Here is a 23110-nt window from a genome sequence, read left to right as displayed (position 1 = left end):
TATTATTTTACTTATTACTTGTTACGTTTTAATCTATTACCCAAGTATCTTTACTGCCACCACCTTGTGAACTGTTAACCACCAAAGATCCCTTTTTAAGAGCGACCCTTGTTAAGCCACCGGGGCAAATGTCAATTCCATCCCTTCCAGATAGGGCAAAAGGCCTTAAGTCAATACATCTGGGAGATAGTTTGCCATCAATATAACATGGGGCTGTAGAAAGTTTTAAAATAGGTTGGGCAATAAAGTTTTCAGGTTTCTTTTTTACGTTATCAAGATACTCTTTTATTTCTTTATCTGAAGCTTCATGGCCCATTAACATACCGTAACCACCACTACCATCGGTTTTTTTGATTACCATATCTCTAACGTTCTTGGTAACATATTCTAGATCTTCAGGTTTTCCCAGCTGGTACGTCTCAATATTTTTTAGAATGGGTTCTTCCTGAAGGTAATATTTAATCATATCGGGTACAAACGTATAAATGGCTTTATCGTCGGCTATACCAGTGCCCGGTGCGTTTACAATATTGACATTTCCTTTTCTGTAAGCCGCCATAATACCAGCAACACCTAGAACACTTTTCGCATTAAATTCCAGTGGATCTAAGAAATCGTCATCAACGCGTCTGTAAATAACATCTACCTGTTGCAAACCATTAGTGGTTTTCATGTAAACAATATGGTTTTTTACAACTAAGTCTGTGCCTTCTACCAATTCAATACCCATTAATCGCGCCAAAGTGGTGTGTTCGTAATATGCGGAATTATAAATACCAGGGGTTAAAAGAACAATGTTTGGGTTGGCTTTATCGGAAAGTTCCTTTAACTTTTTGTACAACATATTTGGATATTCCGAAACCGAGCGAACCCTACTTTTTGGTAAAATGCCAGGGAACAAACGTTTTGAAATTTCGCGGTTTTCTAGCATGTAGCTTACCCCAGAAGGTGTTCTTAAATTATCTTCAAGCACATAGAACTCACCATCGTTGTTGCGGATAAGATCAACTCCAGAAATATGGACGTAAACATCGTAAGGAACCTTAATGCCTTTCATCTCCCTTAAAAAATAAGGACAAGAGTATATTAAATCGGCAGGAATAATGCCATCGTTTATAATGAATTGATCGTGGTATATGTCTTTTATAAACAGGTTTAACGCTTTTAATCGTTGTTTGATGCCCATTTCAATTTTAGTCCACTCTTTGGCAGTGATGATTCTTGGAACAATATCGAAAGGGAATATTTTTTCAATGCCCTCATTATCACTGTAAACCGTAAAGGTTACCCCTTGGTTCATAAATAGCTGTTTAGATAAATCTTCCTTTTTGGTGAGTTTTTCGGCGGTGGTGCCTTCAAGATATTTTACAAAGCCTTCGTATTGAGTTCTGCATTTGGCTTCGTCGTTATACATTTCATCCCATGTTTTGGGGAGCTTGTCATAAGATGAGAAAAGAGTGTTGTTTTCCATAGACTAATAATATCTTATCAAATTTAATAAATTGCTAATGCAAACTCAATCAATTCGTCTTTTACTTGAATAAAATTCATTAATCCATAAAATATAATAAAAATTCTATTATAAATTAATTTTAGGAGTGGATTTTTCAAGGATAATTATAAATGATTCAAAATTGATAGACACTATTATTGACTTATTATATCAATAATTATAATTTTCCAAAGAAGTAAATGAGCCGGCATTCATAACAAAATAAAATGGCCACTCCCAAATATGGAAGAGGCCATTTAGTTCTTAAAAAAAGAGGGTTTTTGCTTAATTTTAACTTTTTAGCTAAACAAAGGCTGGTATTTTTTCTTGTAATTCAACAATAACAATACATTTAAAAAGGCTACAATCACTGCTGGCCAAATTTTAGTTAAGTCGTTATTAGATATATTAAAGACTAAGAATGAAATAGTTAACGGAAACAACACAATTAAAATAAAAGGTGTCCATTTGTTAATAATCAATAATAATCCTATTAATATTTCAAAGATGTACAAAAAGGGTAAATAGTGCGCAACGGCATCAATAAAATGTCTGGTATTCTCTGGCATGTCGCCGTAAGTGAATGGTATAAAATGAACAAATTGGTTTAACGCATATATAATTAGAAATAATCCCAATATAATTCTCAACCAGTTGGATGTTTTAGCTTGTGCTTCCATGAATGTTTTAATTTTAAGTTAACTGTAAGTTGGTTTTAAAAACAGGCATAAGTTACTTTAAGCGGTCAAGAAAAAACATGATTAATGTCATGTAGAAGATTTTCAACTAAATTCTACGTTTATTCATAGAGGGCTTTATAAATTTATAAAATATATTACTTTTACGTGCATTTCTTTTCATAATAATGAGGGGGATTAAATTTGAATAATCAAACTTCTTTTTTACCAAAACAAATAATTTTGATATCACAATCATCCATAGACCAAGTATTTGAAACCGCCAGGGTTGAGGAGGTTATTGGTGATTTTGTCCAACTTAAAAAAGCCGGTAGCAACTTTAAAGGTTTAAGTCCGTTTAGCGACGAACGTACGCCTAGCTTTATGGTGTCTCCGGTGAAGCAGATTTGGAAAGACTTCTCAACAGGCAAGGGGGGTACTTCGGTTTCTTTTTTAATGGAACACGAGCATTTTACGTATCCTGAAGCAATTAGGTATTTGGCCAAGAAGTACAATATTGAATTGGAGGAAACGGAGCAAACCTCAGAGCAAAAGGAGAAAGCCGACGAACGCGAAAGTCTATATTTGGTCAGTGAATTTGCCAATAGCTATTTTCAAAAGATATTGCATAAAACCGATCAGGGTAAATCCATTGGTTTGAGTTATTTTAAAGAACGCGGTTTTACTGATGAAACCATTAAAAAGTTTGATTTAGGTTATTCGTTAAACGAATGGCAGGCTTTTACTGACGAAGCATTAAAGCAAGGGTACAATATTGATTATTTAGAAAAAACAGGACTTACTATTGTAAAGGACGATAAGCGTTTTGACCGCTTTAAGGGGCGTGTTATGTTCCCTATAAAAAGTATGAGCGGCCGTGTTTTGGGTTTTGGTGGGCGTATTTTGATTAATGATAAAAAGGCGGCCAAGTATGTAAATTCCCCTGAAAGTGATATTTACCACAAAAGCAAGGTACTTTACGGTATTTATCATGCCAAGCAGAGCATTGCCAAAGAAGATAATTGCTATTTGGTTGAAGGGTATACCGATGTTATGCAGTTTCACCAAACAGGAATAAAAAATGTGGTATCGTCTTCTGGTACGGCCTTGACATCAGAGCAAATTCGATTAATAAACAGACTGACCAAAAACATTACTGTGCTTTTCGATGGCGACGCTGCAGGTATACGGGCATCATTGCGTGGTGTTGATTTGATTTTGGAGCAAGGTATGAACGTTAAGGTCTGTTCGTTCCCTGAAGGTGAAGACCCCGATAGCTTTGCAAAGCAAAACACACTTGAAGAACTCACTATGTATTTAACTGAAAATGCCAAAGACTTCATTCAGTTTAAGGCTTCAGTATTGTATGAGGAATCAAAGAACGACCCTATAAAAAAGGCGGAGACGGTTAGGGATATGGTGAATAGTATTTCTAAAATTCCAGATCGCATTAAAAAAGAAATTTATGTGCAGGAATGTGCCAGAATCATGGATATAAGTGAAGATGTCTTGTTCAGTACTTTGGCGCAAATCAATAAAAAGGAATTTCAAGAAGAAAATAAAAAGTACCAAAGCGAACAAAAAGCTTTTGAAGTCATCAAACACCAACAGCCCGTAAAGAAAGTAGACGTGCAATATGTGCTGGAAAGAAAAATTATTGAAGTCTTATTGCTTTATGGAAATAGAACAGAGGATTTTGAAGATTTTGTTTTTAAGGAAAATGAAAAGAGCGAACTGGTTTTAGAACCAGTAATCCATCAGGCTAAGGTATTTGAAAAAATATATCTGGATTTGCAAGACGATGAAATGGAATTTTCAAATCCGCGGTTTAAAACTTTGTATTACACGGTTATAGACCGATTAAACCAAGATACGGAGTTCGATTTAAAAACCTTTGTGAATTCCGTTGATCAAGATATGGCTAACGAGATAACCACTATTTTAATGGAAGATGAGCGTTATTCTCTAGACAATTGGAACAGGATGAATATTTTCCCAAAGGAAAAAACAAACACCGTAGCCCAATTGGTTAGTGAAACCATTTTGAGTTTGCGCTGCTTCTTAATAGATCAAAAGGTAAAGGAGTTTCAGGAAGAAACACTTCAAAATAAAAAAGACTCGAATAGAAATTTACTTGAAGAAGTAAAAGACTATTCGGGTCTTAAAATGCTACTCTCTAGAAAATTAAATAGGGTATTATGATATCTCTTTGCTTAATTTAGCCTGATTTACTAAATCTACTAAGTTAGTAACCTTTAATTTGCGCATTAAGCGTGCTTTGTAGGTACTAACGGTTTTTTCGTTAATATCTAGTTCTTTTGAAATTTCCTTGTTCTTTTTACCAATAGTAAGAAGTTTTAAAACTTCGGCCTCACGGGTAGAAAGTTTCTTGTAAAAAGTGCCCCCTTTATTAACTCTTGTTCCAAAAGCCAACTGTTGAGTTAAATCGTTACTTAAGTAAATGCCACCGTCGTTTACCTTATTGATGGCCTCGCTAATGGTAATTACGTTTTCCGATTTGTTTATGTATCCATTGGCACCAGCTTTAATGGCGTTAATGGCATAAACTTCCTCCGGTTGTGCACTTAAAATGACGGTTTTAACATCTGGAAAGTCATTCTTTAAATAACGAAGCAATGTTAAGCCGTTAAGTTTTGGCAAATCAGCTTCGGTTAAAACAATGTCTACCTGGTTTTTCTTTAAAAATTCTAAAATGGCTTCGCCATTGTCAAGACTTCCAACAATTTTTATGTCGGGAGTCGCCGAAAAAAGAACCTCCAGTCCTTTCCTCGTAATTGGGTGGTTGTCTGCTATTAATAATTTAATCATAATGAAAAGCTTTTTTAAACACTATATTGAGAGATAGTTGGGTTGAGAGAATAAGCTTGATATAAATGTAATACTTTTTTAAGCATCCTACAACAATTACTTAAATTTGTTGGGAATTTCGCAAACAGGTATGGGAATCATCTTGTGTTTATTAGCATTATTGAAACGCTTGTAAATTTTGAAGATTTCTTGTTGTCTACTTTCAAAATCTTCTGCAGATTTGCCTTCACTATCCATTTTCATGGCCCACTCAAGTTCTGGATAAGATGCCCCAATTTGGTCTTCATCAGTTCTGTCGTCGCCCCAAAGGCCATCGGTTGGGGCCGCGTCTATTATTTCTTGGCTAATTCCCAAAAATTTTGCCACTTCATAAACTTCAGTTTTAAGCAAATCGGCAATCGGACTCAAATCCACACCACCATCACCATATTTCGTGTAAAAACCAATACCAAAATCTTCAACTTTATTTCCTGTTCCCGCAACCAAAAGTCCTTCCAGCGCAGCAAAATAATATAGTGAGGTCATACGTAATCTCGCACGTGTATTTGCTAACGACATAAAACGGTCTTCTTCGTTGTCAACATCAGGTAAAGCATCAATTAAACTGTCAAACACAGGGGTTAAATTCACCTGTGCCATGCTTACTTTTTCAAAGTTGGATTTTAACCAGTCAATATGGTTCATGGCTCTACTAACCTGAGTAGGCGCTTGGTGAATGGGCATTTCCAAACATAAAAGAGGCATTCCCGTTTTGGCACACAGGGCAGAAGTAACAGCGGAATCAATACCACCAGAAACACCAATTACAAAACCATTTACACCTGCATTTGTGGCATAATCTTTAAGCCATTTTACAATAAAATCTACAACTTTTTCTGTTTGCATGTTGAATGAATTTAATTCTAAGAATAGTACCTTTGCAAACAAAAATAACCTATACGCTCAATTTATAAAAATTTATGACGTTTAAGTTTTGCATGAAATCTGTTTTATATGTTCTGTTATTCGGGCTAGTCTTAAATTCCTGTAAAAATGATAGTGCCACAGAACATGAAATAGCCAAAATAAACACCCAAGTTAATATAGAACGTTTCGATAGACTTTTTGACGAAGTAGATGCACAAAGCCTTCCCAAATTAAAATTGGACTACCCGTTCATGTTTTCCGAAAAATATACCGATTCGTTTTGGTTGGCAAAAAAGGCCGATACCTTACAAATGCAGTTATTCAATGAGACTAAAAAGGCTTTTGCTGATTTTGAAGATACCAAGGTTGAAATTGAATCGTTGTTCAACCATTTAAAATATTATTTCCCAGAGTTTGGTACGCCAAGGGTTATTACGGTAACCAACGATGTAGATTATAGAAACAGGGTTATAGTAACCGATACCATTGTGGTAATTGCCCTAGATTCGTATTTGGGAAGCGACCATGAGTTTTACGGTGCCATTCCAAAATATTTAAGAACAGATTTAAAAAAGGAGCAAATTGTTGTTGATTTGGCCAATGCCTATGCCGAGAAATCCACTTTTCAACCTAAAAGAAAAACCTTGCTTGATGAAATGATTTACACCGGAAAACTGCTGTATTTTAAAGATAAGTTGATTCCGTTTAAAACCGATGCCGAAAAAATAGGCTACAGCAATGCCGAAATGGATTGGGCCATAGCCAACGAAAGCTATATTTGGCGTTATTTTGTTGAGCGCGAAATGTTGTACAGCACAGATGCACAACTTCCAAGCCGTTTTATTAACCCTGCACCATTTACCAAGTTTTATTTGGAAGAAATTGATACCGATTCCCCAGGGCGATTGGGGCAATACATAGGTTGGCAAATAGTACGTGCTTACATGGAAAACAACGATGTGTCCTTTAAGGATATGCTGATTAAAAGCAGCGAAGACATTTTTAACAACTCAAAATTTAAACCCCGTAAATAATGGTGAAAAATACAACTTCAAAAATAGAGCTTAGCGTAGAATTGGATGAAAACCGTGTGCCTGAAAAATTACATTGGACAGCCGAGGACGGGGGTATAACCAATGAAGAGGCCAAGGCCATGATGTTGGCCGTTTGGGATGCCAAGGCACAAGAAACCTTGCGCATAGATTTATGGACTAAAGATATGCCGGTAGATGAAATGAAGGTGTTTTTTCACCAAACCCTAGTGGCCATGAGCGATACTTTTAACCGCGCCACACAAGACGAAAAAATGACCGCAACAATGAAAGATTTTTGCGATTACTTTGCCGAAAAATTGGAACTTAAAAAGTAAATGAAAATGCTTATCATGCCCAGAATGGCCTCAAACAACCAATTGGGCGATTTAACGTCAACGCAGTGAATCATGGGCAAAGTTAGATACTGCGGGATGTTGTTTTAACGACTCGATATGAAATCATTTGAACACTGAAACAAGTTCGGCACAAGTGTTTTATATCTAGTGTTAAACAACTATAGTTGAATTTTTTTATAAAGTCAAATAATAAATTGATTATTACAACTTAAAAATCTCATAACTTTGATGCACCTGTTTTACGGCATTTTCAGTGCGTTCGGCATGGGTGTCGCTGATAAAAAGTTGACCAAAGTTTTCGTTATCCACTAATTTAATGATTTGTGCCACACGGTTTTCATCAAGCTTATCAAAAATATCATCCAACAATAAAATGGGGTTTACGCCACTTTGTGCTTTTATAAAATCGAATTGTGCCAATTTCAGCGCAATTAAAAACGATTTTTGCTGCCCTTGGCTACCAAATTTTTTAATAGGGTGGTTTTCAATGTTAAAAAGCAAATCGTCTTTGTGAATACCGACACTTGTATATTGTAAAGCTTTATCCTTGTTTATGGCTTCCTTTAAAAGCTGGTTTAGCTGACCATCAAACAAATCGCTTTTATAAACCAAATCAACATCTTCCTTGCCATTGCTAATGGCCTCATAGCGCAACTTGAAAATTGGAATAAATTCCTTTAAAAATTCATTGCGTTTAGTAAAAATTTGGTTGCCATAATCTGTTAGTTGGGCATTGTAAACATCTAGGGTGTCTTGGTTAAACGTGTGGTTTAAAGCAAAATATTTTAGCAGGGCGTTGCGCTGTGCCAGTACTTTGTTATAATTGATTAAATGCCCAAGATAGTTTTTGTCGCTTTGTGAAATGACACTATCAATAAACTTTCTCCGCGTATCACTGCCCTCAATAATTAAGTCCCTGTCAGCCGGCGAAATAATAACCAAAGGCAAAAAACCAATGTGGTCGCTAAATTTTTCGTAGGCTTTACCGTTTCGCTTGATTACTTTTTTTTGCCCGCGTTTTAGGCTAACGGCTACTTTTTCGGTTTTATCTTCCTTTTCATAATCACCGTTAATCACAAAAAAGTCCTCTTCGTGTTTAATATTTTGCAGTGCCACGGGGTTAAAATAACTTTTTCCGAAGGATAAATGGTAAATGGCATCGAGTATATTGGTTTTTCCAATACCGTTATTGCCAACAATACAATTTATTTTATCGTTGAAAATGAACGACTTACTATCAAAATTTTTATAGTTAAGTAACGAAAGTGATTTTAAAATCATAAAAAAGCAACTTATAGGGGCGTTAGAGTGTAAACTCCTAAAAAGAACTGCAAATTATTGAAAAATATCAAATAAATACCCTTTTAGTTATGAAGAAAAATTATATTTTTGCGCCACATTAATTGAGACAAATAAATGGCAACTTACAAGAAGAAAGGTTATAAACCAAAAACGAAAATAGAGAAAGAGCATAGTATTGAAGAGGGGTCTACAACAGCTGAAGTTTTTAACACACTTGATGAAACGGCTTCAAAAACAGAGGATTTTGTAGCGAAAAACCAAAAATATATTTTCATAGTCATAGGTCTTGTAGCGCTTGTGGTTCTTGGCTCTTTGGGGTATAAAGAATTTATTTCAAAGCCAAAACAAGAAGCAGCAATGAACGATATGTTCCAGGCACAAAAGTATTTTAACGATGCTGTAAACGGTGTAGAAAAGGATTCGTTATACAATTTAGCTCTTAATGGTGGTGAAGGTAAATTTGGTATGCTAGACATTATTGAAGAATATAGTGGTACGCCATCTGCCAACCTTGCTAACTACTATGCTGGTACTGCCTATTTAAGGTTGAAGGATTACAAAAATGCGATTGAGTTTTTAAGTGATTTTAAAAGTGATGATGAAATTATGGCACCTTTGGCCAAAGGAAATATTGGCGATGCCTTTGTGCAATTAAACCAACCTGAAGATGCATTGGGCTACTATGAACAAGCTGCCGAAATGCGCAACAACGAATACACAACACCCATGTACTTATTTAAAGCAGGTACAACAGCTCTAGACTTGGGACAAGCTGATAAAGCTTTAAATTACTTTAAAAGAATTAAAGACGATTATTCCAATTCTACGGAAGCTTCAAAAGTAGAAGTGTTTATAGGAAAAGCACAGGTGTTGGCAAATAAATAATATGGCTACGGCAAATAAAAATTTATCCGACTACGATAAAAATACAATCCCAAATGCGAAAGGTTTTCGGTTTGGGATTGTTGTTTCAGAATGGAATGATAATATTACGGAAGGGCTCTTTAAAGGGGCCTATGACGCCTTTATTGAAAATGGTGTTTTGCCCGAAAATATTATACGTTGGAATGTACCAGGAAGCTTCGAACTTATTTACGGAAGCAAAAAAATGCAAGAGCAATATGTTGATGCCGTTATTGCTATAGGTAGTGTTATTCAAGGTGAAACCAAGCATTTCGATTTTGTTTGTGAAGGCGTCACTCAAGGCATAAAAGACCTAAACGTATTGCATAATACACCAGTTATTTTTTGCGTGCTTACCGATAATACCATGCAGCAGGCCATTGAGCGTTCTGGCGGAAAACACGGTAACAAAGGTACAGAGGCAGCCATTGCTGCCATTAAAATGGCCGAGCTTCGAAAAAACAGTTAGGTTTTTATACTTCTCGCTGCCAACTTCCTGCTTCAAACAGGTTTTATTTGTTAACATATTTTAGCATTACACGCCATGCTTTCTGCCTATTTTTAAGTACTTTTGAGGGGTAACAGATTAGACTTTGTTTAAGCAACGCAAACATAGAACCTTTAATTATCAGCCTAGATTTTCTGAGGAAAATAAAGCAGATTCTGGTTTGGATGAAGATGCCAAAAGCAAAGATTTTATTTCGAAATGGAGAGCGGGCAGAGATAGTAAAACCAAAGTTCATGGCATGATGTCTATGAGGATCCTGATTTTGGCTTTGGTATTATTATTGATTTGTATGTATTTGTTAGAAAAAAAATACATGTAACGAAAAACTGGAAATCATGGGACTTTTAAAATTGCGAAAAAACAAAAAATTTAGTTACACACCCCGTTATTATGATGATAAAGGGGAAGGCAATCCGTTTGAAATAAAACACAAATTTGATGAATATCGAAAAACGGTTGGAGCAAATAAGGGTTTAAAGGCAAAGTTCAATGATGCTTTAGACGACTATAAAAACCCAGACAAAGCTGCCAATAGACGTATTTTGATTATTGTTGCCATTCTAGTTTTAATTTTTTTATTTATCATCGATTTCGATTTATCCATTTTCTTACCCAAATAATATATGGCAGACATCATACAGCTTTTACCCGATCATGTAGCAAATCAAATTGCCGCTGGAGAAGTTGTACAACGTCCCGCCTCGGTAGTTAAGGAGCTCCTTGAAAATGCCATTGATGCTGGCGCAGATTCCATAAAACTCATTATAAAAGATGCGGGCAAGACCCTGGTTCAGGTGATTGACAATGGAAAGGGCATGAGCCATACCGATGCCCGTTTAAGTTTTGAGCGTCACGCTACCTCCAAAATTAGAAATGCCGAAGATTTATTTCAATTGCACACCAAAGGCTTTCGCGGTGAGGCCTTGGCGAGTATTGCCGCCATTGCCCATGTTGAATTAAAAACCAAACAGCCAGAAGACGAAGTTGGCAATTGTTTGGTTATTGAAGGCAGTAATGTGGTTTCCCAAGATGTGGTGGTAACGCCAACAGGAACATCGGTTTCCGTGAAGAATCTGTTTTTCAACATTCCAGCACGACGTAATTTTTTAAAATCGGAAGCGGTAGAGTTGCGTCATGTTATTGATGAGCTCCATCGTGTAGCTTTGGCGCATCCAAACACTGCCTTTGCCATGTACAACAATGGCAGCGAAACGTTTAATTTGCCTATTAGCAATTATCGTCAGCGCATTGTAAACATATTTGGGATTAAAACCAATGAAAAATTGGTCCCGGTTGAAGAAGATACTGAGGTGGTTAAAATTTATGGCTTTATTGGTAAACCCGAATACGCCAAAAAAACCCGAGGCGAGCAGTATTTTTTTGTCAATAACCGCTTTATAAAAAGTGCGTATTTAAATCATGCCGTGGCTTCGGCTTTTGAAGGACTGTTAAAAAACGGCACGCATGCGAGCTATTTTTTGAATCTTTCTGTTAACCCGCAAACCATAGATATTAATATCCATCCAACAAAAACGGAGATTAAGTTTGATGATGAACATACCCTGTATGCTCTGCTGCGTTCTGCTGTAAAACATAGTTTGGGACAATTTAATATTGCACCCGTACTTGATTTTGAACGCGATCCAAATTTGGATACACCTTACAGCTATAAAAGTAGCACTGCCAATGCGCCTAAGATTGAGGTGGATAGAAGTTTTAATCCTTTTAAAAGTGAACCTAAATTTTCTGACCGACAAATGGCTGCCTTTAAATCTACTCCAAATAACTGGGACAGTCTATACGTTGGAATAGAGTCAAAAGAAAATGGTTCCGAACAAGATTTTAGTGAAGTTCATTTTGAGAGTGAAGAAAAGGCCGCTTCCATGTTTCAAAATGATAATGAGGTAGAAACTGCAAATACTACCTATCAACTGCATAACAAGTATATTGTTAGCACGATAAAATCAGGTATGTTGGTCATTGACCAACATCGCGCTCATGAACGTGTTTTGTATGAAGAATTTCTTCAGAATTTAACCATTCATGCAGTCACGAGCCAGCAACTGTTGTTTCCACTTCAACTTCATTTTTCATCTCAGGATATCTCTATTGTCAATCAATTAAAAGACGATTTGGAGCATACCGGTTTTGTGTTTTCAAATATTGAGGATGGCACGGTTGAAATTACTGGTGTGCCCGTTGGTGTTCCAGAAAGTGAAGTATCCATTATTTTGGAGCAACTTATATCTGATGTAGAAAACGAGGTGCCGGACAGTAACTTTAGTGCCACCGATTTGTTGGCAAAATCAATGGCAAAGAGTTTGGCCATTAAAACTGGGCAGTCATTAAAAAAAGACGAGCAGGAGCATTTGGTAAATAAACTGTTTGCCTGTAAAGAGCCTAACATGTCGCCCACAAACAGAACAACATTTGTTACGATGAGTGTTGATGAACTGGATAAAAAATTTATTTGATGTACCCTTGAGGTCGTCAAAGGAAAAGAAGAATTTATATTATGATGCAAATTTCAGAAACCGTTAAACATATAATAATCATTAATGTGATTATATTTGTTGGAACAATGGCCATAGGAAATGGCACTTTGTTTTATGAATGGTTTGCACTATACTTTCCAAAAAATGACGCCTTTCAACCTTGGCAAATAATAACCCATATGTTTATGCACGGTGGGTTTATGCATATATTCTTTAATATGTTTGCTCTTTGGATGTTTGGTACGCCAGTAGAACAAGTTTTAGGAAGCAAGCGCTTTTTATTCATTTACTTTTCGGCTGGTTTGGGTGCGGTTTTATTTCAATTGGCTTACTATTATATTCAATATGTGCCAAATTATAATGTTTTAATCGAATCTGGCCTGTCTCCAGAAAAAATTAAACAAATGCTTACGACTAATGAGGTGATTTCTGGAACCACTAATGCACAGGTTTCTATATTAAAAGATATCTTTCCAGCATTTAATGCCTCAATGGTTGGAGCTTCAGGTTGCATTATGGGTGTTTTGGCCGCCTTTGGTATGATGAATCCGGAAGCAAGGCTAATGCTGATATTTTTACCAATTCCTATAAAAGCCAAATATTTTATTCCTGGAATTATTATTTTAGATTTGATTTCTGGCTTAACTGGTCAGTCATTTTTCAGTCCAAGCAATACGGCATACATGGCGCATGTAGGTGGCGCGCTGATTGGCTTTATTATTATGTGGTATTGGAAAAAAAATCAGTTTAATATTAACCGTTGGTATTAATGGGTTCGTTTTCTCAAGATATTCAGTACAAGTTTTCTAGGCTTAACGTGCTAGAAAAAATAATTGCCGTCAATGTTCTTGTTTTTATCATAGGATTGTTGTTAAGACCATACATGGATTGGTTTAAGCTACCCAGTGATTTTGGTGATTTTATTCTGAAACCGTGGAGCATCATAACTTATGCTTTTCTTCATTTTGATGTTTGGCATATCCTATTCAATATGCTTTGGCTATATTTTTTAGGGCGTATGTTTTTGAATCTTTTTAGTCCTAAGATGGCATTAAATGTCTATTTTTTAGGGGCCATTTTCGGTGGTTTGCTGTTTATGCTTGGTTATACGTTGTTACCAAGTTTTTTTGGTAACTATTCCAAGTTAGTCGGTGCTTCGGCCGCGGTTAGGGCCCTGTTGATATTTTTATGCGCTTATATGCCCAATCAAGAACTACGTTTTTTTAAATTTAATTTAAAGCTGTGGTATATAGGTGTAGCCATTGTTGTGTTTGATGTAATTGGTTTGTTTGGGACAAATGCTGGAGGAAATTTGGCCCATTTAGGGGGTGCATTGTTAGGTTACGTTTATGTCAAACAATTATTAAAAGGACAGGATATAGGTAAGGGTTTTGAGAAAATAATGGATACTTTATCAAGTTGGTTTAAGCTTTCAAAAAAAGGACCACTTAAAACAGTGCATAAAAATAAAAGAAAGGTTGGTGGCTATACTAAAGCCGATTTTAATGAGTTTAATAACCAAAAGAAAATTGATGTTATTCTTGATAAAATCAGTAAAAGTGGATACGATAGTTTAACTTCTGAAGAAAAGGAATTTTTATTCAGGGCAGGGAAGTAGTGCAATGAAAAATTTAGGGCTAGTCAATAAAATCATTTATTTTATAAATGTGGTTGCTGCGGTACTGCTTTTACTGTCTTTTATTTTGCCTTATTTGCCGCCAAAAACGTTTGCTATATTAGCCGTGGTTAATTTGGGCGTTTCTTTTCTAATCCTGCTTAATATATTATTCTTCCTTTATTGGCTGATTAAGTTCAAGAAACAGTTTATGCTCTCGCTTGTCGTGCTCATTTTTGGGTATTTTTGGTTTGGTTCATTATATAAATTTTCATCATCTAAAAATGTTGGAGCCCCAAATAACTTTAAGGTGATGAACTATAATGTGAGACTTTTTAATCTATATGAATGGATTCCTGAAAAGGGCATAGAAATGAAAATCAGGGATTTTATAAAATTGGAATCTCCAGATATTTTATGTCTTCAAGAATACCATCCGCATAAGAACATCGATTTGTCCTTCTTTCCATATAAGTTCGAAAAGCTTTCTGGGAAAAGGGATAAATACGGGCAAGCTATATTTTCAAATTTTCCCATTGTGAATTCGGGGTCTGTTGAATTTCCAAATACCTCAAATAATGCCATTTTTGCCGATATGGTAAAAGGAAGTGATACCTTAAGGGTCTATAATATTCATTTGGAGTCTTTAAGGATTAACCCAAATGCCGAAAGCCTGCAGCATGAAGACTCTGAAATGCTTTTAAAGCGGGTTGGCAATTCCTTTAAAATGCAACACTTGCAAACCGAATTATTTTTGGCCCATAAAGCAAAATGCCATTATAAAATGATTATTTGTGGCGACTTCAATAATACGGCCTTTTCGTACGTATACCGTAGGATTAAGGGCGATTTAAATGATACCTTTAAAAAGGCTGGCCATGGTTTTGGGCGTACGTATGACTTTAATTCTTTCCCGGTTCGCATCGACTTTATTTTTGCCGATGAAGATTTTGAAGTAAATGGTTTTAAGACATATAAGGAATTGTATTCAGACCATTATCCTATTTATGCCACGTTAAGTTTAGAATAGGCTTATTTTGTCATTCCTGCGGAGGTAGGATCCATAATAAAAACAAGGAAAGACATTAAGATTCTTGCCTCCGCAGGAATGAACTACATAAAACTACAGTCCACAAGATCTGAGATAATATGTGCCACCAACCCTAAAGCTATCAATCGAGTTTTCTTCGGAAAAAGCAATGCAACATAAATGGCTATGGCGTAATATGAATGCAAAGGATGAAAATTAATGCTGCATCTGTCAGGAGCAAAAATTGGATTGGCTAAAAGGTGGTCAACGTCTATCCACATACCGGAAAATATAATCAAAAAGACTATTTTCCATTGGGGCTTATACCAAATTAGAGCAATGGCCAATGGCAGCAGAACATGGCATCCATAATGGGCAAACAGCTGGAGCATTAGGGTGTTTTTATGGTTTGAGATTCCAAGTAATTTAAGGTGTTTGGGCCTTCATTGAACAGCAAATCCAATATACTCAAGTTGGGAATAAAACCGTACTTGTTGCTAAAAACCTGTGTGTATGGTTCAAAGTCTTTCGGTGTTTCCTTTTTTGCCTGTGCCAAAAAACGAAAATCGGTTTTGCCTTCTGGGTCTTTTTCGTAGGTGTCGGTTTTTGAAATATTCAAATCCAATTGCAAACAGTCGCAAATAACCTCCAAGCACTTCAAATTAAAATCTAAGATGTAATCTACTTTTTGCTCAAACAACGGTCGGATGTCATCCTCATAATACTCAAAAAAAGGTGAGGTTCTATATGCCGAAATCAAAGATTTTAAGTGAATATCTTGCCATTTTTCTTCGTTGAAAATCTTCACTTCTCGATACTTCCGTCTGTTTTTTTGCGAATGTACCACAGGAATGTTTAAAGCCAATTTGCCGTTTGCTCCGTAAATGTAGGCTCTGTTTCGGTAGGTTTGTTTAAGGAAGTTGTCCTCCATTTCAAAAACTACTTGCGAAGCTTTAATCATAGCCACAAAATGTGCGATGTTCGGGAAATATGTGGGGTGGACAATTACGTTCATCTGTTAAATTGTTTGTTGTTAAGTTGAAATTGGCTAAACAACTTAACGACTTCAACTCTAACTATTCGCCTTTTTACGTTTTCTCCATTTGCTGAAGCCAATCCAACCTGCCAACAAAATTAAAAACGGAATTAAGTACGATGTCGCTTTTCCTTTTCCGCTAACGGTAGTAAAAAAACGTTCCCAACGCGGAGATTTTCCATCCCAGCTCATCCAGATGAACACAGGTTTTCCAACCACATGGTTAAAGGGTACAAAGCCCCAAGCACGAGCATCAATGGAGTTATGACGGTTATCACCCATCATCCAATAGTAGTTTTGTTTGAAGGTATAGTTGTTGGTTACTTCACCATTGATTAAAATTTGGTTCCCTTTTACCTGCAAGTTGTTACCCTCGTATTCTGTAATAACACGTTTGTAAAGCGGTAAGTTTTCTAAATTAATACCAATGGTTTTCCCTTTTTCAGGAATATATAGTGGTCCAAATTGATCCACATTCCAATTATAATTGGGGTCGTGCGGGAAAATATTTGGGTCTCTTGCCCCTTTTTCTTTGATGTTTGGTGTTATACTAACTACGTTTGGATGGTCTTTAAATTTGGCCAAAGCCTCATCTGAAATAGCTGAAAAATAATAAGTATTTTGCGCATTGATTATTCCAAAACCATCCGTTATATCATATCGTTCTTTAAGGAACTTCGGGTTGAACTGATGTGTTTTAGGTTGCACGTAATAACTGAATTGTAAGTGCGCTCTATCGGGCAATTCGTTTTTCTGTCCATTGATATAAACAAAGCCATCACGAACTTCTAAAGTGTCTCCAGCAATGCCAACGCAGCGTTTTACAAGGTTTGTTTTTTTGTCTATAGGCTTGTAGTAGTTTCGGTCTGGATGAAAATCGTTCATATCCAAAAGCGTATCTGCGGGCTGATTGAATACTACGATATCATTTCTTTCAATATCTTCAAAACCTGGCAAACGTAAATAAGGAAGCTGTAATTTATTTTTCCATGAACTGCTGCCTTTATGGTCGTCAAATAAATAGGATTTGTTTTTTAATACGGGAATGGTATCGTGAACCATGGGTGCTCCAACCGTGGTCATGGGCACTCTAGCGCCATAATGAAACTTACTTACAAAAAGGAAATCGCCAACCAACAATGATTTTTCCAACGATGATGATGGAATGGTGAATGGTTGGATGAAATAAGTATGTACAATAGTGGCTGCTACAATGGCAAACAAAATGGAGCTTGTCCATTCTCCTGAGCTAGATTTTGGATGAATACTTCTGTCTGAAATATAGCTTACATCGGCCACATAGTTTAAGTAGAAATTGTAGAATCCAAGGGAAACAACAGCCAACAACGTATCCGAGGTTTTGTTTTTTCCAAAACTTCTGGCAGTTTCAACCCAAACCACAGGAAACATGATGAGGTTGACAATGGGCAAGAACAGTAGAATTACCCACCACCAAGGACGGTTGATTATTTTCAATAGAATAACCGCATTATAAACGGGAACAAAAGCCTCCCAAGCTTGTCTTCCAGCCTTTATATAGAGTTTCCAAGTTCCTAAACCATGAATAACTTGAATGATTAAGATGAAAATAAACCACTGTGTCCACGTCATAATCTTGAAATTTTAATTTTTTGTTGGTCGCAACTGCCTTTCTAACGTTAGTTTTTTAATCAATATTAACCAATATTTAACACGTCCTTCATACTGAACACACCTGTTTTGCCCACAATCCATTCTGCGGCAATAACTGCCCCTAAAGCAAAGCCTTGTCTGTTATGGGCTTCGTGTTCAATGGTTATAGTGTCCACCTCACTTTGGTAGGTTACAGTATGTGTTCCTGGAACATCTGCAATGCGTTTAGCCACAATTGGAATTGCAGATTCTCCGTTTTGGTCCAATTTCCATTCGTTAAAATTTTCATTATTTGAAATAATGTCATTGGCCAAAGAAATAGCTGTTCCGCTTGGTGCATCTAGCTTTTGGGTGTGGTGTATTTCTTCCATAGAAACATTGTACTGTTTCAATGAGCTCATCATTTTTGCCAAAGTTTTATTAAGCTCAAAAAAGATGTTTACACCTAGGCTATAGTTTGAAGCGTAGATAAAAGCACCTTTGTTTTCTTTACAAAGTGCCACGGCATCGTCATATTTATTCAACCAACCTGTAGTTCCAGAAACAACGGGAACGTTGTTGGTCAAACAATTTGATATGTTGTTAAAAGCAACTGTTGGAATACTAAAATCTATGGCAACATCTGCTTTTGTAATATCGTAATCATGGTCGTCCTTGTCAATGGTCAATACTACATCGTGCCCACGTTTAAGAGCAATTTGTTCGATGGTTTTTCCCATTTTTCCGTATCCAAGTAAAGCTATTTTCATCTGTTTGTTTTTTTAATTTTAGCCTAGAATTTAAAATTTAATGTCAGTCCTAGGTTACCGGTTGCATCAATTTCGTTGAATCTGTAATGCGGTGCCAAAGATAAGTTTTCATCTACATTATATTGCATTAAATGGGCATCAACATTGGCATCAATAATATTTAAGGCATATAGGCCAAAAGTTACCAACAAAGATATTTCCTTGTTTCTTCGATAAAATTTTTGTGCGTCCTCAAGCCTACTTGTGGTGATTCTTGGTGTTGTAAGTTGATTGCCATTTGCATCAAAGTAAAATTCATCATTTTTAAAACCAGCCAATCTGCTTTTGTAGGCATCCCTGTAGCGGTCGTATTCTTTACTGTTGTTAAGGTAAAAATAAATACCGGTACCAATAGCCCCATAAACAATAGGTATTTTCCAATATTTTTTGTTGTAAGCCTGACCTAAACCTGGTAAAATAGCAGAATAAAAAGCTGCTTTTGCAGGGGACAAAGGATTTATTCGTTCTCGAGCTAATGAAATAGTATCAACTGCAATAAGCGGTTCCGGAATAATCTCTTCTTCAGGCTTTTTATCTTGGGCTATTAACGTAAAACAACTCAAAAAGGTTAAAGCTAATGCCAATAAGGATTTATTTGGAATCACCTTGAACTAATTTTTTTATGCGATTAAAGTCTTCTTCTGAATGAAACGGAATGGTAATTTTTCCTTTTCCGTTTTTAGAAACTTTAACGTCAATTTTATGTCCAAAGTATTCTGAAAATGCCGCAATGCCTTTTTTGACAAACTTTGGCAGTTCTTCATTTTCTGATTTTTTAGCAGGAACTTTAAGGTCTTCTGAAGCATTAAAGTCGCGTATCAAATTTTCAGTTTCCCTAACCGAAAGTTTATTTGAAAGTATTTTTTCGTAAATATCCAGTTGGATGGATTGGTCTTCAACCGCAATTAAAGCACGTCCATGTCCCATAGAAATAAAGCCATCACGCATGCCTGTTTGAATAATGGGGTCTAACTTTAACAAGCGCAAATAATTGGTAATTGTAGAGCGTTTTTTACCCACACGCTCGCTCATTTGCTCTTGGGTCAGGTTAATTTCGTCAATTAATCTCTGATAAGATAGAGCAATCTCAATGGGGTCTAAATCTTGTCGTTGAATGTTCTCAACCAAGGCCATCTCTAATGATTCTTGGTCGTTGGCAATCCTAACGTAAGCCGGAATTGTTTCTAAATCAATTAATTTGGATGCTCTGTAACGACGTTCACCAGACACCAATTGGTATTTGTTTTGACCAACTTTTCTAACCGTAATGGGCTGGATGATGCCTAATTCTTTTATGGATGATGCCAACTCACGGAGCGATTCCTCACTAAAATTAGTTCTGGGTTGAAACGGGTTTACCTCAATAAAATCAATGTCTAATTCAACTATATTCCCAACAACTTTATCGGCATTCTTATCGTTTACTGATTGGATGTCATTATCTGGGTCTTTCAACAGTGCCGATAAACCTCTACCTAAAGCTTGTTTTTTAGTTGCCTTAGCCATAATTAAGCATTTTTATTGATAATTTCTTTAGCCAAACTTAAGTAATTATCGGCACCTTTACTACTGGCATCGTAATTAATTATGCTTTCGCCATAGCTCGGCGCCTCGCTTAAACGCACGTTACGTTGAATGATGGTTTGGAAAACCATATCGTTAAAGTGTTTTTGGACCTCTTCAACCACTTGGTTTGACAGACGTAAACGCGAATCGTACATGGTTAACAATAAACCCTCAATATCCAATTCTGAATTGTGTATTTTTTGAACACTTTTAATCGTGTTCAATAATTTTCCTAGGCCTTCTAGAGCGAAATATTCACACTGAATGGGGATAATCACGGCATCGGAAGCAGTTAAGGCATTCAATGTTAATAATCCCAAAGAAGGTGCGCAATCTATCAAAATATAATCGTAATCACCTTTAATATCACCCAATGCTTTTTTCAGCATGTATTCACGTTCATCCTTATCAACAAGTTCTATTTCAATGGCCACTAAATCGATATGGGCAGGGATAATATCTAGATTCGGCGTTTCTGTTTTAACAATGGCTTCCCTAGCTACATTGGAATGCTCTAAAAGTTGGTAGGTTCCTATTTCAACGGACTCTACATCTATACCAATTCCAGAAGTTGCATTTGCTTGAGGGTCAGCATCTATAAGTAACACTTTTTTTTCTAGAACACCGAGTGAAGCTGCTAAATTAACTGAAGTTGTGGTTTTTCCAACACCACCTTTTTGGTTAGCAATTGCAATTATTTTACCCATTAATTATTATGGTTTGATGAGTCGCAAAAATACGATTATTTAGTTGGAATAAAAATGGAAGAAGTTAATAAATCGGTAAAGAGAAATCAATTATATTATTGATAATTATTTGGTTAATCTATTAGGATTTCTAAAATTTTAACTGCGGCATCACTAATTTTTGTACCTGGTCCAAAAACAGCCACGACGCCAGCATCAAATAAAAATTGGTAATCTTGTTTTGGAATAACACCACCAACAATAACCATGATATCATCGCGTCCGTATTTTTTTAATTCCTCAATAACTTGCGGCACCAATGTTTTATGTCCAGCAGCCAATGAAGAAATCCCTAAAACATGCACGTCGTTTTCAACAGCTTGTTTGGCTACTTCCTTCGGTGTTTGGAACAATGGGCCAATATCGACATCAAATCCAACATCTGCGTAACCTGTAGCAACTACCTTTGCGCCGCGGTCATGCCCATCTTGTCCCATTTTTGCAATCATAATTCTTGGGCGTCTGCCGTCTTGCTCGGCAAAAACATCGGCCAGTTCTTGGGCTTTTTTGAAACTTTGGTCGTCTTTAATTTCTTTTCTATACACGCCTGAGAATGATTTTATTTGTGCTTTGTATCTTCCAAAAGCGGCTTCAAGTGCATCACTGATTTCGCCAAGTGTTGCCCGCTCACGAGCCGCTTCTACAGCTAAAGCTAATAAATTTTCTTGTCCTGACTTTGCTGCTTCGGTTAATTTTACCAAAGCCATTTTTAATTTTTCAGAGTTCCTCGTGGCCTTAATGCTTTTTAATTGCTCTATCTGTGCATTTCTTACGGTTTGATTGTCAACTTCCAGTGTTGCAATAGGTTCTTCTTTTTTAAGCCTGTGTCTGTTTACGCCAACAATAATGTCTCGCCCAGAATCAATTCTGGCTTGTTTCTTGGCTGCGGCTTCCTCAATTCTCATTTTAGGAATTCCGGCTTCAATGGCTTTGGTCATTCCGCCCAGTTCTTCTACTTCTTGTATGAGTTTCCAAGCTTTTTCAGCAATATCGTGGGTTAACTTTTCCATATAAAAACTGCCACCCCATGGGTCGACAGTTTTGGTTATTTTGGTTTCTTCTTGCAAAAATATTTGCGTGTTTCTGGCTATTCTTGCGGAGAAGTCTGTTGGTAGTGCAATGGCTTCATCCAAGGCATTGGTATGCAAACTTTGCGTGCCACCAAACGCAGCTGCGGCAGCTTCAATAGTTGTTCTGGCCACGTTATTAAAAGGGTCTTGTTCTGTTAAACTCCAACCGCTAGTTTGGCAGTGCGTGCGCAATGACAACGATTTTTCATTTTTAGGGTTGAATTGTTTCACCAGTTTTGCCCAAAGCATTCTTGCAGCCCGCATTTTGGCAATTTCCATAAAATGATTCATGCCAATGGCCCAAAAGAACGATAGACGAGGTGCAAAAGAATCAATGTCCATGCCCGCCTCAAGCCCTTTTCTTATGTATTCCATACCATCAGCCAATGTGTAAGCCAATTCAATATCGCATGTTGCACCGGCTTCTTGCATATGATAGCCAGATATGCTAATGCTATTGAATTTTGGCATGTTTTTGCTGGTATATTCAAAGATATCTGAAATGATTTTCATGGAAGGTGATGGTGGATAAATATAGGTGTTCCGCACCATGAACTCTTTTAGTATATCATTTTGAATGGTTCCTGCCAATTGTTCAGGTTTTACGCCTTGCTCTTTGGCAGCCACAATATAAAAGGCCATTATGGGTAAAACCGCACCATTCATGGTCATGGAAACGGACATTTCATCAAGTGGGATTTGATTGAATAGTATTTTCATATCCTCAACCGAATCGATGGCTACACCGGCTTTGCCAACATCACCAACAACCCGCTCATGGTCTGAATCATAGCCACGATGGGTGGCTAAATCAAATGCCACGGAAAGTCCTTTTTGACCTGCTGCCAAGTTGCGTCTGTAAAAAGCGTTGCTTTCTTCAGCAGTACTAAAACCGGAATATTGCCTAATTGTCCAAGGCCTTTGCACATACATTGTGCTGTATGGTCCACGAAGGTTTGGCGCAATGCCAGCTACAAAGTTTAAATGTTCTAAACCTTCAACATCTTCTTTGGAATACATAGATTTAACATCAATCCCTTCAGCAGTCTGAAAGGTTAAAACTTCTGTCTTCCGTCTTCCGTCCTCTGTTTTTAATTCTATATGTTGAAGATTTCTTCTCAAACT

General features: G+C 36.6%; 24 protein-coding genes. 11 read left to right on the top strand and 13 right to left on the bottom strand.

Annotation, left to right across the window (positions count from 1 at the left end):
* Positions 1–28 precede the first annotated feature (28 nt).
* Both ACB104_RS10720 and ACB104_RS10715 read right to left on the bottom strand, forming a co-directional pair.
* Entirely contained in the window at positions 29–1471 is a 1443-nt protein-coding gene (locus tag ACB104_RS10720; protein ID WP_370478602.1) for a circularly permuted type 2 ATP-grasp protein, read from the bottom strand.
* Positions 1472–1791: 320 nt separating this feature from the next.
* Positions 1792–2172, bottom strand: coding sequence for a hypothetical protein (locus tag ACB104_RS10715; RefSeq protein WP_370478600.1), 381 nt, complete (start codon positions 2170–2172; stop codon positions 1792–1794).
* A gap of 240 nt (positions 2173–2412) precedes the next feature.
* On the opposite strand from ACB104_RS10715, the gene dnaG reads away from it, so the two are divergent.
* Complete coding sequence (dnaG, locus tag ACB104_RS10710) at positions 2413–4371, top strand: DNA primase (RefSeq protein WP_370478599.1); 1959 nt, start codon at positions 2413–2415, stop codon at positions 4369–4371.
* Here the strand turns inward: dnaG and ACB104_RS10705 are convergent.
* Together ACB104_RS10705 and nadE are read right to left on the bottom strand one after the other, a co-directional pair.
* Entirely contained in the window at positions 4366–4998 is a 633-nt protein-coding gene (locus tag ACB104_RS10705) for a response regulator (RefSeq protein WP_370478597.1), read from the bottom strand. The genes dnaG and ACB104_RS10705 overlap by 6 nt on opposite strands.
* Before the next feature lie 96 nt (positions 4999–5094).
* Positions 5095–5883 carry an NAD(+) synthase gene (gene nadE / locus ACB104_RS10700; protein ID WP_370478595.1) on the bottom strand — a complete coding sequence of 263 codons (789 nt, stop codon included), beginning with the start codon at positions 5881–5883 and terminating at the stop codon, positions 5095–5097.
* Positions 5884–5975: 92 nt separating this feature from the next.
* On the opposite strand from nadE, the gene gldB reads away from it, so the two are divergent.
* Both gldB and gldC read left to right on the top strand, forming a co-directional pair.
* Entirely contained in the window at positions 5976–6938 is a 963-nt protein-coding gene (gene gldB / locus ACB104_RS10695; RefSeq protein ID WP_502267024.1) for a gliding motility lipoprotein GldB, read from the top strand.
* Positions 6938–7273: a gliding motility protein GldC gene (gene gldC / locus ACB104_RS10690; RefSeq protein WP_370478592.1), complete on the top strand. Its 336-nt coding sequence runs from the start codon at positions 6938–6940 to the stop codon at positions 7271–7273. The genes gldB and gldC overlap by 1 nt, the downstream gene beginning before the upstream one ends.
* A 222-nt stretch (positions 7274–7495) precedes the next feature.
* Here gldC and recF read toward each other — a convergent pair whose 3' ends face one another.
* Positions 7496–8575, bottom strand: a complete 1080-nt coding sequence (gene recF / locus ACB104_RS10685; protein ID WP_370478590.1) for a DNA replication/repair protein RecF — start codon at positions 8573–8575, stop codon at positions 7496–7498.
* 135 nt (positions 8576–8710) lie between these two features.
* Here recF and ACB104_RS10680 point away from each other — a divergent pair, with 135 nt between their 5' ends.
* The 8 genes from ACB104_RS10680 (at position 8711) to ACB104_RS10645 (ending at position 15147) form a co-directional block, all read left to right on the top strand.
* Positions 8711–9481: a tetratricopeptide repeat protein gene (locus ACB104_RS10680; protein ID WP_370478588.1), complete on the top strand. Its 771-nt coding sequence runs from the start codon at positions 8711–8713 to the stop codon at positions 9479–9481.
* 1 nt (position 9482) lies between these two features.
* A complete protein-coding gene (gene ribH / locus ACB104_RS10675; RefSeq protein ID WP_370478587.1) occupies positions 9483–9968 on the top strand; it encodes a 6,7-dimethyl-8-ribityllumazine synthase in 486 nt (161 codons plus the stop codon).
* Positions 9969–10092: 124 nt separating this feature from the next.
* Positions 10093–10326: a hypothetical protein gene (locus ACB104_RS10670; RefSeq protein ID WP_370478585.1), complete on the top strand. Its 234-nt coding sequence runs from the start codon at positions 10093–10095 to the stop codon at positions 10324–10326.
* A 16-nt stretch (positions 10327–10342) separates the two neighbouring features.
* Positions 10343–10627: a riboflavin synthase subunit beta gene (locus tag ACB104_RS10665; RefSeq protein WP_370478583.1), complete on the top strand. Its 285-nt coding sequence runs from the start codon at positions 10343–10345 to the stop codon at positions 10625–10627.
* Between the two features lie 3 nt (positions 10628–10630).
* On the top strand, positions 10631–12481 hold the full coding sequence (mutL, locus tag ACB104_RS10660; RefSeq protein ID WP_370478581.1) for a DNA mismatch repair endonuclease MutL: 1851 nt from the start codon (positions 10631–10633) through the stop codon (positions 12479–12481).
* Positions 12482–12522: 41 nt separating this feature from the next.
* A complete protein-coding gene (locus tag ACB104_RS10655) occupies positions 12523–13272 on the top strand; it encodes a rhomboid family intramembrane serine protease (RefSeq protein WP_370478580.1) in 750 nt (249 codons plus the stop codon).
* Entirely contained in the window at positions 13272–14120 is an 849-nt protein-coding gene (locus tag ACB104_RS10650) for a rhomboid family intramembrane serine protease (protein ID WP_370478578.1), read from the top strand. The genes ACB104_RS10655 and ACB104_RS10650 overlap by 1 nt, the downstream gene beginning before the upstream one ends.
* 4 nt (positions 14121–14124) lie before the next feature.
* Entirely contained in the window at positions 14125–15147 is a 1023-nt protein-coding gene (locus ACB104_RS10645) for an endonuclease/exonuclease/phosphatase family protein (protein WP_502267021.1), read from the top strand.
* Between the two features lie 83 nt (positions 15148–15230).
* On the opposite strand, the gene ACB104_RS10640 is transcribed toward ACB104_RS10645, so the two are convergent.
* The 8 genes from ACB104_RS10640 to scpA form a co-directional block, all read right to left on the bottom strand.
* Positions 15231–15539, bottom strand: coding sequence for a DUF6122 family protein (locus ACB104_RS10640; RefSeq protein WP_370478575.1), 309 nt, complete (start codon positions 15537–15539; stop codon positions 15231–15233).
* Complete coding sequence (locus ACB104_RS10635) at positions 15539–16162, bottom strand: WbqC family protein (RefSeq protein ID WP_370478573.1); 624 nt, start codon at positions 16160–16162, stop codon at positions 15539–15541. Before ACB104_RS10635 ends, ACB104_RS10640 begins: the two co-directional genes overlap by 1 nt.
* Positions 16163–16219: 57 nt before the next feature.
* Complete coding sequence (gene lepB, locus ACB104_RS10630) at positions 16220–17794, bottom strand: signal peptidase I (RefSeq protein ID WP_370478572.1); 1575 nt, start codon at positions 17792–17794, stop codon at positions 16220–16222.
* 65 nt (positions 17795–17859) lie between these two features.
* Positions 17860–18564, bottom strand: coding sequence for a 4-hydroxy-tetrahydrodipicolinate reductase (gene dapB / locus ACB104_RS10625; RefSeq protein ID WP_370478570.1), 705 nt, complete (start codon positions 18562–18564; stop codon positions 17860–17862).
* Between the two features lie 23 nt (positions 18565–18587).
* Entirely contained in the window at positions 18588–19205 is a 618-nt protein-coding gene (locus ACB104_RS10620; protein ID WP_370479094.1) for a DUF5683 domain-containing protein, read from the bottom strand.
* Positions 19195–20109: a ParB/RepB/Spo0J family partition protein gene (locus ACB104_RS10615; protein WP_370478568.1), complete on the bottom strand. Its 915-nt coding sequence runs from the start codon at positions 20107–20109 to the stop codon at positions 19195–19197. Before ACB104_RS10615 ends, ACB104_RS10620 begins: the two co-directional genes overlap by 11 nt.
* A gap of 2 nt (positions 20110–20111) precedes the next feature.
* Complete coding sequence (locus tag ACB104_RS10610; protein WP_370478566.1) at positions 20112–20876, bottom strand: ParA family protein; 765 nt, start codon at positions 20874–20876, stop codon at positions 20112–20114.
* A 113-nt stretch (positions 20877–20989) separates the two neighbouring features.
* Positions 20990–23107, bottom strand: a complete 2118-nt coding sequence (gene scpA / locus ACB104_RS10605; protein ID WP_370478565.1) for a methylmalonyl-CoA mutase — start codon at positions 23105–23107, stop codon at positions 20990–20992.
* Positions 23108–23110: the final 3 nt, after the last annotated feature.

This window comes from Tamlana flava (assembly GCF_041287255.1).
Taxonomy (GTDB): Bacteria; Bacteroidota; Bacteroidia; order Flavobacteriales; family Flavobacteriaceae; genus Tamlana; species Tamlana flava.
Note: the sequence above shows the minus strand (reverse complement) of the source record. Positions and strands in the feature narration are given on the sequence as shown.

Bases quoted from the DNA above. Each gene is read 5' to 3' on its own strand.
- ACB104_RS10720 (WP_370478602.1), bottom strand. From the start codon at position 1,471: ATGGAAAACAACACTCTTTTCTCATCTTATGACAAGCTCCCCAAAACA.
- ACB104_RS10715 (WP_370478600.1), bottom strand. From the start codon at position 2,172: ATGGAAGCACAAGCTAAAACATCCAACTGGTTGAGAATTATATTGGGA.
- ACB104_RS10705 (WP_370478597.1), bottom strand. From the start codon at position 4,998: ATGATTAAATTATTAATAGCAGACAACCACCCAATTACGAGGAAAGGA.
- nadE (WP_370478595.1), bottom strand. From the start codon at position 5,883: ATGCAAACAGAAAAAGTTGTAGATTTTATTGTAAAATGGCTTAAAGAT.
- gldB (WP_502267024.1), top strand. From the start codon at position 5,976: ATGAAATCTGTTTTATATGTTCTGTTATTCGGGCTAGTCTTAAATTCC.
- gldC (WP_370478592.1), top strand. From the start codon at position 6,938: ATGGTGAAAAATACAACTTCAAAAATAGAGCTTAGCGTAGAATTGGAT.
- recF (WP_370478590.1), bottom strand. From the start codon at position 8,575: ATGATTTTAAAATCACTTTCGTTACTTAACTATAAAAATTTTGATAGT.
- ACB104_RS10680 (WP_370478588.1), top strand. From the start codon at position 8,711: ATGGCAACTTACAAGAAGAAAGGTTATAAACCAAAAACGAAAATAGAG.
- ribH (WP_370478587.1), top strand. From the start codon at position 9,483: ATGGCTACGGCAAATAAAAATTTATCCGACTACGATAAAAATACAATC.
- ACB104_RS10665 (WP_370478583.1), top strand. From the start codon at position 10,343: ATGGGACTTTTAAAATTGCGAAAAAACAAAAAATTTAGTTACACACCC.
- mutL (WP_370478581.1), top strand. From the start codon at position 10,631: ATGGCAGACATCATACAGCTTTTACCCGATCATGTAGCAAATCAAATT.
- ACB104_RS10655 (WP_370478580.1), top strand. From the start codon at position 12,523: ATGATGCAAATTTCAGAAACCGTTAAACATATAATAATCATTAATGTG.
- ACB104_RS10650 (WP_370478578.1), top strand. From the start codon at position 13,272: ATGGGTTCGTTTTCTCAAGATATTCAGTACAAGTTTTCTAGGCTTAAC.
- ACB104_RS10645 (WP_502267021.1), top strand. From the start codon at position 14,125: ATGAAAAATTTAGGGCTAGTCAATAAAATCATTTATTTTATAAATGTG.
- ACB104_RS10640 (WP_370478575.1), bottom strand. From the start codon at position 15,539: ATGCTCCAGCTGTTTGCCCATTATGGATGCCATGTTCTGCTGCCATTG.
- ACB104_RS10635 (WP_370478573.1), bottom strand. From the start codon at position 16,162: ATGAACGTAATTGTCCACCCCACATATTTCCCGAACATCGCACATTTT.
- lepB (WP_370478572.1), bottom strand. From the start codon at position 17,794: ATGACGTGGACACAGTGGTTTATTTTCATCTTAATCATTCAAGTTATT.
- dapB (WP_370478570.1), bottom strand. From the start codon at position 18,564: ATGAAAATAGCTTTACTTGGATACGGAAAAATGGGAAAAACCATCGAA.
- ACB104_RS10615 (WP_370478568.1), bottom strand. From the start codon at position 20,109: ATGGCTAAGGCAACTAAAAAACAAGCTTTAGGTAGAGGTTTATCGGCA.
- ACB104_RS10610 (WP_370478566.1), bottom strand. From the start codon at position 20,876: ATGGGTAAAATAATTGCAATTGCTAACCAAAAAGGTGGTGTTGGAAAA.